At 24.9% G+C, this 14,522-nt stretch carries 14 protein-coding genes; 10 read left to right on the top strand and 4 right to left on the bottom strand.

The window, feature by feature from the left end:
• Window positions 1-74: 74 nt before the first annotated feature.
• On the bottom strand, window positions 75-1,985 hold the full coding sequence (locus BLP75_RS02620) for an ABC transporter permease (protein ID WP_092722583.1): 1,911 nt from the start codon (window positions 1,983-1,985) through the stop codon (window positions 75-77).
• Window positions 1,985-2,731, bottom strand: a complete 747-nt coding sequence (locus BLP75_RS02615; protein WP_092722581.1) for an ABC transporter ATP-binding protein — start codon at window positions 2,729-2,731, stop codon at window positions 1,985-1,987. Before BLP75_RS02615 ends, BLP75_RS02620 begins: the two co-directional genes overlap by 1 nt.
• A gap of 397 nt (window positions 2,732-3,128) precedes the next feature.
• Between BLP75_RS02615 and BLP75_RS02610 the strand changes: the two genes are divergently transcribed.
• The 3 genes from BLP75_RS02610 (at window position 3,129) to BLP75_RS02600 (ending at window position 6,196) form a co-directional block, all read left to right on the top strand.
• Window positions 3,129-4,865, top strand: coding sequence for a methyl-accepting chemotaxis protein (locus tag BLP75_RS02610; protein ID WP_092722579.1), 1,737 nt, complete (start codon window positions 3,129-3,131; stop codon window positions 4,863-4,865).
• 181 nt (window positions 4,866-5,046) lie between these two features.
• Window positions 5,047-5,913 carry a hypothetical protein gene (locus BLP75_RS02605; RefSeq protein WP_092722578.1) on the top strand — a complete coding sequence of 289 codons (867 nt, stop codon included), beginning with the start codon at window positions 5,047-5,049 and terminating at the stop codon, window positions 5,911-5,913.
• A gap of 37 nt (window positions 5,914-5,950) precedes the next feature.
• On the top strand, window positions 5,951-6,196 hold the full coding sequence (locus tag BLP75_RS02600) for a hypothetical protein (RefSeq protein WP_092722576.1): 246 nt from the start codon (window positions 5,951-5,953) through the stop codon (window positions 6,194-6,196).
• Window positions 6,197-6,363: 167 nt separating this feature from the next.
• Here BLP75_RS02600 and BLP75_RS02595 read toward each other — a convergent pair whose 3' ends face one another.
• Window positions 6,364-6,855: a DUF4179 domain-containing protein gene (locus BLP75_RS02595; RefSeq protein ID WP_170139075.1), complete on the bottom strand. Its 492-nt coding sequence runs from the start codon at window positions 6,853-6,855 to the stop codon at window positions 6,364-6,366.
• Complete coding sequence (locus tag BLP75_RS02590) at window positions 6,848-7,423, bottom strand: sigma-70 family RNA polymerase sigma factor (protein ID WP_092722572.1); 576 nt, start codon at window positions 7,421-7,423, stop codon at window positions 6,848-6,850. Before BLP75_RS02590 ends, BLP75_RS02595 begins: the two co-directional genes overlap by 8 nt.
• A 416-nt stretch (window positions 7,424-7,839) precedes the next feature.
• Between BLP75_RS02590 and BLP75_RS02585 the strand changes: the two genes are divergently transcribed.
• The 7 genes from BLP75_RS02585 to BLP75_RS02555 all read left to right on the top strand — a co-directional run bounded on the left by BLP75_RS02585 (window position 7,840) and on the right by BLP75_RS02555 (window position 14,221).
• Entirely contained in the window at window positions 7,840-8,649 is an 810-nt protein-coding gene (locus BLP75_RS02585) for a CZB domain-containing protein (protein ID WP_170139076.1), read from the top strand.
• Between the two features lie 71 nt (window positions 8,650-8,720).
• Complete coding sequence (locus tag BLP75_RS02580) at window positions 8,721-9,230, top strand: DNA topology modulation protein (RefSeq protein ID WP_092722568.1); 510 nt, start codon at window positions 8,721-8,723, stop codon at window positions 9,228-9,230.
• Window positions 9,231-9,417: 187 nt separating this feature from the next.
• Window positions 9,418-9,741 (top strand): hypothetical protein, encoded by a 324-nt coding sequence (locus BLP75_RS02575; RefSeq protein WP_092722566.1) that lies wholly within the window; start codon window positions 9,418-9,420, stop codon window positions 9,739-9,741.
• A gap of 190 nt (window positions 9,742-9,931) precedes the next feature.
• Complete coding sequence (locus BLP75_RS02570; RefSeq protein WP_092722564.1) at window positions 9,932-10,801, top strand: pentapeptide repeat-containing protein; 870 nt, start codon at window positions 9,932-9,934, stop codon at window positions 10,799-10,801.
• 478 nt (window positions 10,802-11,279) lie between these two features.
• Window positions 11,280-12,209 (top strand): 2-dehydropantoate 2-reductase, encoded by a 930-nt coding sequence (locus BLP75_RS02565; RefSeq protein ID WP_092722562.1) that lies wholly within the window; start codon window positions 11,280-11,282, stop codon window positions 12,207-12,209.
• Window positions 12,210-12,646: 437 nt separating this feature from the next.
• On the top strand, window positions 12,647-13,417 hold the full coding sequence (locus BLP75_RS02560) for a DeoR/GlpR family DNA-binding transcription regulator (protein WP_092722560.1): 771 nt from the start codon (window positions 12,647-12,649) through the stop codon (window positions 13,415-13,417).
• Window positions 13,418-13,510: 93 nt separating this feature from the next.
• A complete protein-coding gene (locus tag BLP75_RS02555; RefSeq protein ID WP_092722558.1) occupies window positions 13,511-14,221 on the top strand; it encodes a hypothetical protein in 711 nt (236 codons plus the stop codon).
• Window positions 14,222-14,522 lie beyond the last annotated feature (301 nt).

Below are 14,522 nucleotides of genomic sequence, written 5' to 3'. Positions count from 1 at the left end.
TAGGTAAATTAAAATAAAAGTTGAATTACACATCAAAGATTCCCTTTAGAAATTACTAAAGGGAATCTTTGAAATTAGTCAAGATATTCAGGTATTATCTTAGCGATTTCTTTAATATATTTATTTTTTAAAATTACAAAGTAGATAGAGTATATAACTAAAATTATACAAGATGTAGATAAACCTTTAAGACCTAAGCTAAATCCTTTAATCTTGCTAAACATTATAATACTTATAGTCGCGTTAAAAAATGCAACAAGGTATGGAATATAAAACATTGATGATATTTCTATAGTTAATATTTTTTTTAGCTCTTTATAAGAAAGCCCTAGCTTAGATAAATTTTTATATTTTTCTTTATCATAAATTAAATCAGTATAGAATCTAAAGTATAAGAAACTACAGCTTCCAATAAAAAATACAATAGACATAAATATACCCATAAAATTCATAGTATTAGTAATATCAATGGATACCTTATAGTAATAACGTAAATCAGTATAGGTTTCTTTTAAAATACCTTTTTCGAAATTATTTTTAGATGTATTCTTTATATGCTCATTAAAATTATATCCTTCTTCAATTGATTTTTCCCACCCGTTAAAGTTATATCCAAATGAAGTTACTTTTTCATACTCAGAATTATTTGAAAGCTTTTTAAATAAAAGGTCGCTTATTATATAAGTCTTATAACCAGCTGGAAATATTTTTCCACTTGCAAGTCCTACGACCTTTAAGTTGATTTTTCCTACTTGTAAAGTTTTCAATTCATTTAAAGACCTCATATAGCTTGAATCTGTATATCTAGGGACTATTACAACTTCATCATCAGTTAAACTGACACTATCTAGATTTAGTTTTTGACCAACTTGATTAAACTCAGATTGGCTAACTAAATATCCACCATTATCTTTAACTCTTAATGAATCAAAAGATGTTTTATCATAAATAAATCCATCATCACTCAGAGTTTTTTCTATAAGCTCTAAACGATCTTTTTCTTGTGGGTTACCCTCTGAAGATTGATAGTTTATAACAAATGGATAAGATGCTCTTTGCTCATCTAATTGTATAGAAACAAGAGATGACAATGTAGCTATTGAAACTAAAGTTATTGATAATAATGTAGTCATTAAGAATAATAGCCTAGAATTGTCTTTTATTTTATATACTAAATTGCTTATCCATAGTAAGTTAGTCCTATTCATATAAAAGTTTTTATGAGTTTTTATTTTTTTTAATATCCATACTAATGTTTGAGAGAAGAATAGATAAGTACCTAAAATTATACAAATTACTATAGCATAAGTAAGATTGCCTGAATTTATGTCTAGAAAAGGAACTACATAACCTATACCTAATAATATAACTGTTAAGATTGATAAAAGTATCGAAGTTTTAGGTTCATTCTTAGGCTTTTTACTTCCATTAAGCAATTCAATTATAGTTTTATTTTTTATAGTAATCATCACAAAAGGGATTGAGATTGTAAACAATAGTATAAATACTATTGTAGTTACTATTATTGACTTTATAGGAAAGTAAATATTTAAATTATTAATACTAAAAGCTTCACTGACTATTAATAAAAATGGTTTAGAAAAAATTAATCCTAATACTAGTGCACAGATTATAGACAATGCTCCTATAAATAGGCTTTCTAAAAAAACTAATTTCTTTAATTGTTTATCAGACATGCCCAAGATTAATAAAGTTCCGAATTCTCTAAATCTACTCTTAATAAAAGTTCCAAGAGAGTAAATTATAAATAACAATGAAAAAGCTGCTATAACGACGGATGTAATTAAAAGTGATGAACCCATAGCAGAATTTTTACTTATACCGGCACCTGTAATTAATGGATGAAATAAACAAACTGAAAATCCAAAAAATATCATTATAGATACAGTACAACTTAAAAAATATCCAAAATATGCATTGAAATTTCTTGATATATTATTGTAAGCAAGCTTTTTTAAGTCCACTATCTAGCACCTCCTATTTGAGATAGTACTAGTAATATCTCTTCATAAAATTCCTCTCTACTTTTATTTTTATATATTTCTCTAAATATCTCCCCATCTTTTATAAATATTATTCTATTACAAAAGCTTGCAGTATAAGGTTCATGTGTAACCATAAGTGTTGTTACTTTGTTTTCATTATTAATCTTTGTAAATAAATTCATTACATCATCAGTTGATTTAGAATCTAAATTTCCAGTAGGCTCATCAGCTAGTAAAATTGAGGGAGAATTTATTATACCTCTAGCTATAGCAGCTCTTTGAGCTTGTCCACCGGATATCTCAAAAGTTCTTTTATTTATTATATTTTCTATTCCAAGTTTTTTAGAAAGTATATTTAATTTTTCATCCATATCATTTACAGGTAGTCCTTCTAATGTTAAAGGAAGTACTATATTTTCTCCTATAGTTAATGTATCCAATAGATTAAAGTTTTGAAAAACGAATCCTAGCTCTTTTCTTCTAAAGCTAGATAAATGATCACCTTTTAAATTATGTGGTTGTTTGTCATTTAAGATTACTTGCCCGCTAGTAGGTTTATCTATTGTAGATATGACATTTAATAAAGTAGATTTACCACTACCACTAGGTCCCATTATAGCTACAAATTCTCCCTCTCTTATAGTTAAATTTATATTTTTTAGTACCTTGTATGAAACTTTACCCTCATAAGTTTTAGATAAATTAATTAATTTTAAAATTTCCATATATATTCACGTCCTTTTGTTAAATATTATGTGTATAGTATAGGAAAAATTTGAAATTTGTTGTATTGATATTGGTTACATTAATCTTACAAATTTGTAATATAAAAGATATTTATAAAAATTAGATAGGAGAGCTTATTTTTATGATTAATTTGATGATTAAATAAAATTTAATATATTTATCTAAATAAAAATTTATAAAACTTTGTTTAAAAATAGAAAATAATGGTAAATAAATAATGTTAGAAAAATTATCATTTTGATAGAATACTTTATATAAATTTACTAGATATTATAGCTATTTTATAAAAAATTAAAAATAAACTCCTTTATAAGGAGTAAAAGTAAGGGTAGATTAAACAAAAGTAAAATAAAGAAATAGTTAGGAGAAAGAGGCATGAAAAATTGGAACGTGGGGAAAAAATTAGGGTTAGCATTTTTAATTCTTATACTAATGTCAGTATTTGCAGGGGCTAATTCATTAGCAAATTTAAGAAAAGGAGTAAAAGCAAGTACTAACTTTTCGGAACAAGCAAATGAATTAACTGCGTTATCTATGCAAATAAAAAAAGATATAGTCTCTGTTGAAAAAAACATAGCTAAAGGTGCTATTTCAACAAATCCATCAGAATTAAAAAATGCTGTTAATAAGGATTTAGATAAAATGTATGAAAGAGTAAATATACTTAGAAATGATTTCAAAGATGAGAAAACAGTAAATCAGTTAGTAAATAATATAGAAAATTCTATAAATGAGCTTAAAAATCAAAGTATGGAAGTTTTTGCACTTATAGAATCAGGAAAAGTTAAAGAGGCATCTGAAATGATATCTAGCAATACTGGGCAGTATGCAACTGTAAGTAGTAAGTGCCTAAATGATACAGAAAAACTTTATAAATATACACAAGGACTTATAAAAAAAGAAAATACAGACTTAAAAGTCAAGGCAAAAAGAGCATGGGTAATATCTATTACAACAGGATTAGCTGTTATAGCAACTGGAATTGTTATGTGTATTTATATAGTAAAAATGCTAAAAAATCCAATTGAAGAATTAGAAAAGTGTGCAAATCAAATGTCAAATGGTGATTTTGATGTTAATATAGAATATTCATCAGAAGATGAGCTTGGGAAATTAGCAGATAGTATGAGATTAATGAGTGAAAAAGTAAATGCAATAATACATGACACTGTTAGAATTTTAGGTGAAGTAGCATCAGGTAACTTTGATGTAGAACCTGAAGCAGAATACATAGGTGTGTTTAAAAACATAGAAATATCTATAGAGAAAATTATTAATGAGTTAAGTGAAACAATGGCACAAATAAATCAATCATCACAAGAAGTACAATCTGCATCTGAGCAAGTTGCAAATGGATCGCAAATGTTATCTCAAGGAGCAACAGAACAAGCTAGTGCTATAGAAGAGCTGTCATCAACTATTATTGATATATCTGAAAAGATAAATAATACTGCGGAAAATGCTAAAAAAGCAAATGCATTAGCACTAAATGCAGGACGTCAAGTTAGAGATGGTAATGAACAAATGAAAGAAATGATAAATGCGATGAATGAAATATCATTTACATCAAGTGAAATAGGAAGAATAATAAAAACAATAGATGATATAGCATTCCAAACAAATATATTAGCACTTAACGCAGCAGTAGAAGCAGCAAGAGCTGGAAGTGCAGGTAAAGGATTTGCAGTAGTAGCAGATGAGGTGAGAAATTTAGCAGCAAAATCAGCTGAGGCTGCAAAAAATACATCAGATCTTATAGAAAATTCAATTAAAGCAGTTGAAAATGGAAATCTGATTTTAGAAAATACTGCACAATCACTAAATAAAATAGTTAAAACTGCTAATAGAACATCAGCTGTAGTTAATGAAATAACAAAGGCAAATGAAGAACAAGCAACAGCAATAGCTCAAGTAACATTAGGTGTTGAGCAAATTTCAGAAGTAGTTCAAACAAGTTCTCATACAGCGCAAGAAAGTGCAGCAAGTAGTGAAGAATTAAGTGGTCAAGCTCAAATGCTTAAATCACTTATGTCTCATTTTAAATTAAAAGGTGGAAATGAATCATTAGATAGTTTGAATTTTAAATATGATGAGCAAGAATTTTTTAATTAAATTAGTAAAATGAAAACCTCTTACTTAAAAATAAGTAAGGGGTTTTTTGCATAAAATAAAAGTCAAAAAAAATATTAAATTATATAGATATTAAAATATTTACATAACAAAAGCTTAAATTAGTGGTAATATATATTTGGACATACAACTATATTCACATTATAAATAGGGAGAATAAGATATGAAAAGAATAATTTTACTTGTGGCATCTATATCAATCATATTTTTAATTGGATGCTCAAGATCAAGGGCAGAAAAAATAGCATCTTTAAAGGATGCATATTTTAAAATTGTTGAAAAAAATTTAAAAAATGAAGAAATAGATAACAAATATTTGAAAGTATTGTTACAAGGTTATGAATATACAAAAGATAAAGCATTTAGAATGGATGAAGGAAATATAGATGGAAGTGATTATGTCCAACAACCATATGTATTTATTAATGGAGATGAAAAGCTAGTTCTTACACACTCCAATTTTAACAATAAAGAACAAATTCAACCTTTATATTCTATAAAGAAAAATAATAATGAAGTGACGATTTCTTATCAAGATAGTAAATCTGAATTAAACCATGAAAACAGTGCAAGTAAACATGATTTTATGTTTACTTTAATAAGTGATAATATAAAAATTCACCAACAGATTTCTAATAAATTACATAATGATAAAGAGAAATGGGATAAAATATATAACCAAATTTCTGCTAACATAGCTAAAAATAATAATATAGATATATTAGAGATTGATAGACTAATAGGTGGAAAATATTTTTCACAAGAATATCAAGAAAGTTTAAATTCAACTATAAATTTAAATATAAAAGAGTATATATTTGAAAATAATGATGAAACACTAATGGTTAAATATTTAAAAGATAAAAATAAAATTTTAGAGGTTTTTTATAATGATAAGGAAAGTGGTACAGTAAAAACAACTATGGACAAGAAATTACTGAATGAACAAGAAAAATTACATACAGGAATTATAACATATATTAATAATAAAGAATTTCAAAAAGAATTGTTTAATGATGTAATTAAATAAACTAAAATGTTGTAGATATAAAGGATGTGATCTTAGAATGTTTAATAATTGGAGCTTCAAAAAACATATATTGGCATCAGTAGTAATTTCTGCTTTTACGAGTGGAATATCATATTTAATTATCAAATCTAGAAATATGTTAACATCTGCTGGAATTATTGGAGGTAATGACCAAGTATATACATTATCTAGCATAGGAATAGATAGTATGTTATTTATATCAATAGCGACATTTATAATATCAATGATTGGGTATAGATTTGTAAAAAGGATGCTTGAGTAGCTAAATTAAAATTATTTAAAACAGGCTATCCAAAAGTATATATTTTGAGCTAGCCTTTATATGAGCTTAATTATTTATATTATAGAGCATTATTATATTTAGTTTCCAAGGTATACTTACTAATTCCAGCAAATTAGATTACTAATTATGCAGATATTTCATTATCATCAGTGGGAGTTACAAAATCTTTTAAAAATGAAATATTGATATTTGTCAGTAGTAGTTCCATTTTTTATTAATAAATTAGATTCTAGTTGGAGATTATGTTTGTAAAATACATTATTTGTTTGATGGAGAAGTTTATCATTAGATTTAATAGTATATGTAAAATAAATCTTATGTCCATCATAACTAATTTTATCAATAGTAATGCTAATATTTCCTACTGTTTCTTTTAAACTTACTCCTTGCCCATAATTTAAACAACTATCTTTAGAATTCAATGTTATATCTTGAATAAATTTGTGTAAATTTGTTGCTCTCTCAGCTAGAGAATAATTTAACTCACAAGCACAAACTCCTATTGATAAAATTATTAGAGCTATAAATCTTAAAAGTTTATTTTTCTTTTTAAATTTCAAATGATTAGCTTTTTTTATAGTTCTCCTTGTTTCTTCCTTTATATTTTTAGGAAGTTTTATATCATCAAACTTATTCATCATTTTCCTCCATTAAAATATCGTAGATTTTTTTCTTAGCTCTTCTTATATTTGTTTTTACCGTGTTTTTCTTAGTTCTTGTAATTTCTGAAATTTGCTGAATACTTAACCCATAAAAATATTGTAAGATTATCGGAGTTCTATATTTATCATCTAATAAGTCAATAGCGTCATATAGGTCTATTCTTTCTTCAATAGTTGAATATGAAAAATCGGCTATATTCTCATCAAGGTATTGTTCTTCAAATCTATTAGACTTTTTACTTTTTTCATAGACATTGTTTATTAATATTCTAGTTATCCAAGTCTTAAATGATCTATAATCTCTTAATTGAGATATATTCATATATGCCTTTAAAGCAGTTTCTTGGTATATGTCTAAGGCATCTTGTTCATTTTTCATATATAAAAATGCCATTTTATATAAATATGGTTCATAAATATCCATTAATTTTTCGAAAGAATCATCATTTCCACGTTGGGATTGCTTTATAAATACTTTTTCATAAGAATCTTCTTTTACTTCAGTAAATAGTGTTAATTTTTTTATAATAATACCTTTTGTCATTACAATCTCCTTAATATGTTAATATAAAAAACACAAAAAATGACTTTATTATGATGATAAAGTCATTACTATATTTACTATCAATAATTTGTTTAAATTAGATTTTTTATATTAAATTAATTTATCAATGTTACATTAGCACATTTATTTTTAGTTTAAAATGGATTGAGCGTGAATGGTAATTTTTTAGACCTGAATGGTTTTGTTTTTAGATTGATCTATTTTATAAAAATTTTTCATACAAAATAAAATTAGATTTTAGTGAAATTTATAGTAGTTTGTTTTCTAAATTATTTGGTATAATTTAGTAGAATAATTAATTTAAAAAGAATATATAATCAAAGGTACTAATGAATACTTATACTTTATATGATATTAATATGTATTCATATAGTTGTATGAAAGGAATTTTAATTATGATAAATGAAGAAGTATTGCCTCATGTTATATTTAGAGTAGCTAATAATTTATATGCAATTGACAGTAATGTTACAGTTACTTTAACTGAGCTTCCAAATGATATAACTCCTATACAAAAAAAGCAAGCGTGTGAATTGGGTATTATGAAATTAAGGAATGAAATAGTATCTATAATTAGTATGAGAAATTTATTTGGATGCAAGTCATCTAATGAGGAATATGAAGATTTTAAAGGGATGATAGATAATAGAAAGGATGATCATATTCGTTGGGTAAATGAATTAAAAAATTCGGTTAATGAAAATAGAAAATTTACATTAACAACAGACCCTCATCAATGTACATTTGGTAAGTGGTATGATAATTTCTCAACAGACATACAAAGTATTAATTTTCATATGAAAAAAATAGATTCACCACATACACTACTTCATGAAATCGCAATAGAAGTTGAAAAAGGAAAAAAAGAACAGAATGAAGAAGCTAGAAAAAAACATTTAGAAGAATTGCTTGAGAAGGCAGAGAAACAATACATGTCTAAAGTACTAGAATTATTAGATGATACTAAAAATATTTTTAAAGATCATTATCATGATATGGTTATTGTTATTATGAATAAAAATAAATTAATAGGTCTTGCAGTAGATGAAATTTTAACAGTAGATTATTTTATAGAAAACAAAACTTCAGAAACCAACTTTATGATTAATCGTCCAAAGTATATTTCTGCAATTGGATCAACAAAACGTATTGATGATCATGTATTTTTAATTGATGAAAAGCAATTATTTGAATTATATAAATAAATTTTAAATTTTAATATAATTTTAAATTTAAAATAAAATAGTGTAAGTTACAAATAAATAGGAGGTTTAATATGAAAATTGCTATACTTGGATATAGTGGAAGTGGAAAATCGACACTTGCAAAACAACTCTCAATATATTATGACATACCTGTTTTATTTCTAGATACAATAAATTTTTTACCTAATTGGATTGAACGAGATAAAGAAGAAGGGCGTAAAATAGTTAAACAATTTATGAAAAATACTTCATGGGTAATTGACGGAAACTATAGTGATTTTTTTCAAAGAGAAAGATTAGAACAAGCTGATAGAATAATATTTCTAAAATTTCCAAGAAGAATATGTATGTATAGAGCCTTTAATAGATATTTAAAATATAAAAATAAAACTCGTGAAGATATGGCAAATGGATGTATAGAAAAATTTGATTTAGAATTTATTTGGTGGATTCTTTATGGGGGAAGAACTATGAAAAAATTAAAAGATTATAAAAAAATAGAAAATAAATTTAAAGATAAGATAGTAGTTTTAAAAAATCCAGAAGAAGTAAATTCTTTTTTAAGTAAAATTATGGATTAATTATAATGAATAAAATATAAGAATTTGTTCATTATAATTACCCCTAAAAAATACCTTTTTAAATTTAGAATACTTGCAAAAGGTATATTAGTAATTGGCATAGAATGTATAGAATATAGATAATTTATAAATAATATTTATATAAAAAAATTTAAAGTTACATATATGTTAAAGGGGGGATTTCATAATGGATTTATTTTTCAGCATATTAATTTGGGGAGTAGTTTTAATAGTTTTAGGATTGATACAAATTGAAGCAAATAAAGCCTTAAAAGTAAAATTCTCGTTTAATATAAAATCTGCAGAAAAATTTATATCATATTTTAAATCAAATACATGGGCTAAAATCAATATAACTTATGGAGTAGGTTTATTTTTTACAAGTATAATAGGAATAGTATTTTATGATAATATAGGGTTATTAGTGGCCTTAATAATGATAGTAGAACTTAATTTTTATATTTTGCAGTCACTTATTGGAGCATATAAGTATAGTAGCAATATCAATTAAGTTTTGTATATAAAAAGGATAGATTTCTAAGATATAGAAGAAATTTATCCTTTTGTTTTTATGTAAAAAATTGTATCAATTTCAAAGTAGTAATATAATATAATCAGTTGAAATGAAAATCGTATTAATCTGCTATTATACAATGATTAATTTTTATTGGTTAAATTAAAAATATTAAGGGAGAAAACAGATGAGAAAAACTATTAGAGAGATAGATAATAATGAAATTTTAAAGACATTAAAAATTGACTGTGAAAAATGTTTTGGATTTTGCTGTGTTGCGCTGTATTTTTCTAAAACAGAGGGTTTTCCAAATGATAAAAAAGCAGGTACGCCTTGTGTTAATTTAAAAGCAGATTTTACTTGCTCAGATCATAAGAATCTTAGAAAAAAAGGGTTAAAAGGATGTACTGCATATGATTGTTTTGGAGCAGGGCAAAAAGTAGCACAATCAACATTTAATGGAAAAAATTGGAGGGAATTTAAGGGGTTACAAAATCAAATGTTTGAAGTATTTTTAGTTATGAGACAACTTCATGAAATGTTATGGTATTTAGGTGATGCATTAACATTTGTCTCAAATAAAAATATGAAAGATCAATTAAGTATTAGAATTCAAGAAATAGAGCAGCTTACAAAACTTGATGCAAATTCGATAATGAATATAGACATTGAAAAATATAGAACAAAAGTTAATTCTATTTTAAGAATGGCAAATGAAATTGCAAAAGATAAAATAGCAAAGTATAAAATAAATAATTCAAAAAATAAAAAGAATTTAAAGTTAGGGTATGATTTCATAGGTACTAATCTTACCGATACTAATTTAATAGGTGCAAATTTTGCAGGAGCATTACTTATAGCAGCAAATATGAAAAATACAGATTTAAAAGGGGCAAATTTAATAGGGGCAGACTTAAGAGATGCAGATATTAGAGGCGCTAATCTTGAAGATACTATATTTCTGACTCAATCTCAAATAAATACAGCTAAAGGTGATTATAAAACTAGATTGCCAAAATCATTAGCTAGGCCAGCATACTGGGAAAGTGAAAAATAAATTAAAGCATTTTTTATATAATATATCTATTATTGCAAGTAAATAAAAGTATATGATTTGACAACAGAACAATTACCTGGGAAATTAAAATAGATTTTTGAAATAAAAATGTAGATAAAAACACTTTTAATGTCAGTTTTGATGGGATTTGTTTAAACAAATTAATACAAGCGATTTTTTATAATAAAGTCATATTTTATGAAGTAGAAATTAAAAATTGTAATAGCTTATATCAATAAGGGTATAAAAAAATATATAATATTAATAAAAATATATCTTTAGTTAAAGTTAAATTTATCTAAAGGTATTTTTTATTAACTTGTGGATTTTTATTAATATTTGTAATTTTTATTAAAGTTATGATATAGTAACATTGCTTATTTAATTGCATACAAAAACAAATATGTAAATTTAATATTAAAAACTTAAACTTACTAAAGACATATTTATATTGACTAGAGAGGAGAGTTGGTAAGTAATGAAAATTTCAATTGTTGGAGCCGGAGCAATGGGTTCACGTTTTGGATATATGCTACATGAAGCAGGAAATGAAGTTATTTTAATTGATGCATGGCATGAACATGTAGAATCTATAAATAAAAAAGGTTTAATTACTAACGATAATGGATTAATAAAAAAGGTAAAAATACCAGCTGTTTTACCTGAAAGAGCGACAGAAATACCTGATTTAATTATTTTATTTACTAAATCAATGGGATTAGAGCCAATGCTAGAATCTATTAAAGGCATTTTAGGAAAAAATACAAAGGTTTTATGTTTATTAAATGGGTTAGGACATAATGAAACTATTGAAAAATATGTTGATAATAAAAATATTTTTATGGGTGTTACTTTATGGACGGCTTCTTTAAAGGGTCCAGGTCATGTTGAACTTTCTGGTGGAGGAAATTTAGAAATACAAAATATTGATCCTGAAATGAAAGAATGTGCAAAACAAGTTTGTGACATATTTAATGATGCAAGGCTTAATGCCATATATAGTGAAAATGTATTATTATCCATATGGCGTAAAGCATGTGTAAATGGAGCCATAAATAGTAGTTGTACGATTCTAGATTGCAACATAAAACAGTTTGGTAAATTAAAACAAGCTCCTAGAATAATTAGAAGCATAATAAAAGAATTTAGTGATGTTGCTAATAAATTTGGAGTTAAATTAGATGTTGAGGAAGTTGCAAGATTAGTAGAGAGCACTTATGATCCAAGTAAAGCTGGAGAGCATTATCCTTCAATGCACCAAGATTTAATTCAAAATGGACGTTACACGGAGATTGATTATATAAATGGATATATTTCTAAAAAAGGTAAAGAATTTAACATAGATACTTTATATAATGATTTAATAACTAATCTTATTCATGGAAAAGAAGAGTTAATCATTAGTTAAGTAATTAAATTAAATAATAATAAAAAGCTATTGGATGGTTTCCGATAGCTTTTCTAATAATTAACAGCTGTAAAGTAAAATATATAAAACATAACGCTAAGTATTATCTTATAACGCTGCATTATATATTTAATATTATATTATTATTATTACACAAAATCAATAAAAAATAATAAAAAACAATAAAAAACAATCTTTAAAATATAAAAAATGCTTATGAAAAATATAAAATAATAAAAAACAATAAAAAATTAAGCTTAATAGTTATATAAAATACATTATATGATATTATTTAAGAATATTAACAATAAACATTAGTTGTTAAAAAATTAAATTTATATTAATGTAGTTAGAAATATTCTAAATAACTTACAAAAACTTTACAATTTGATTTGTTTGATACAGTTAAAAGATAATTTAAGTATAAGGAGGGTATTATGTTTGTTGAGGAAAGACACGATAAAATAATTTCTAAATTAAATAAAAATGGAAAGGTAAAAGTTAAAGAGTTAAGTGATGAGTTCAATGTAACGGAGGATTGCATTAGGAAAGATTTGACAGCACTTGAGAAAAAAGGATTATTAAAGCGTACATATGGAGGTGCTGTTTTTCTTAGAACGAATGTCCATAATGTTCATTTAGATTCTAGAAAAAGTGTATATCTAGAAGAAAAGAAAAAAATAGCACAAAAAGCTATATCGCTTATAAAAGAGAATGATACTATTTTCTTAGGTTTATCTACTATAAATATAGAATTAGCAAAAATAATATTAGAAAAAAACTTATCTGTAACTGTAGTTACTAATATGATAGAAATTATGCAGTTATTTGCAACAAGTTGTAATATAAAGTTAATTTTTATAGGAGGAACATTTAATAAACATAAAGATGGATTTTTAGGTGCATTTTCTATAGATTTAATAAGTAGATTTAAATTTGATATTTCTTTTTTAGGAGTAGCAGGTATTGATGTATACGACAATAGTGTATCTACATGTGAAGTTGAAGATGGAATTACAAAGCAAGCTATATTAAAAGCAAGTAAGAGTTGTTATGTTTTAAGCGAAATTAATAAATTTAATAGAGATGGAAACTACACATTTGCAAGACTGGAAGATTTGACAGGATTAATTACAAGTGAAATAGCTGATATCAATATAATAGAAAAGCTAAAAGAGTGTGACTTAGAGTTGATTATTTCTAAATAAACATTTAGAGTAGAGAATTTATAGAAGAGATTAACTAGATCCTAATAAATGTCATATGTATATTATTAAGACATATTTTTAGGGAGAATAGATATGAATGATAAAAAAAAGCAGACTGTAGTTGAAATGAAAGAAGCGAATGTAACAGGTGAAAACTCTAATGACAAAGTAATATTATTAGGAACATATCCATATGAAGATAGTAATTATTTAGATAATATTGAGTTAGTATTAAATAGAGAAAATGATGAATCGATTAGTATAAAATTTCCATATAGTGGCTACAATATGCAACTTTTTATAGGGGATTTTACAGGAGATAAAAAATCTGAAATCATGGTAAGAGGTGGATATGGAGGTAGTGGAGGTTTTGAAATAGGAGTTATTTATACCTATGAAAATGGCAAACTAATAGAAATATTTAATCAGGAAAGTTTTGCTACTAACAATGCTTGTACGTCAAAGTTTAAAGATAATTATAAAGTTTCTGTAAATTGTGGAAAAAACAAATATTTAATAGACATATCTAAAAGACCTAAAGAATATTTAGATTCTATATATACACCTAATAAAACTGTAAATACATCAATAAATCCTTATGTAGATGCTCCAATAGGAATGTATCCGATAAAAGAAATCTATAATGAGTACTATGAACTTTTAATAGAACAAAGAATAGTTGGAACTGTAAATTTTGATACTATAGGAGTAATTGAAACAGTAATAGAGTTATTAAATTCAAAGCTAAACGTACTAAGTAAAGGTATTTTTTTATCAAATTATGATGAAAGAAAAAAACATTAGATTAGTATTATAATATGTACAGATTACTTAAATTTAGAAATAATACTTTAGGATCTTATTTAGTGAAGATAGAGTCTTTAGTAATTATAGATAGGCATTAAGCTAGAATTACTTTAAATATATAATATACTAAAAAATTATTAAAAGGATGCGCTTTGAGCATCCTTTTTACATGTATTATCATAAGCTAAAGTGTATAGTCAAATTTATTTATGCATAATATAACATATTTTTATCCACAAATTATAAACTATGTTATTATAAAAATGGAAAATAAATACATTTAAGTAAGGGGGAATAT

The organism is Romboutsia lituseburensis DSM 797 (assembly GCF_900103615.1).
GTDB classification, from domain to species: Bacteria; Bacillota; Clostridia; order Peptostreptococcales; family Peptostreptococcaceae; genus Romboutsia_F; species Romboutsia_F lituseburensis.
Note: the sequence above shows the minus strand (reverse complement) of the source record. Positions and strands in the feature narration are given on the sequence as shown.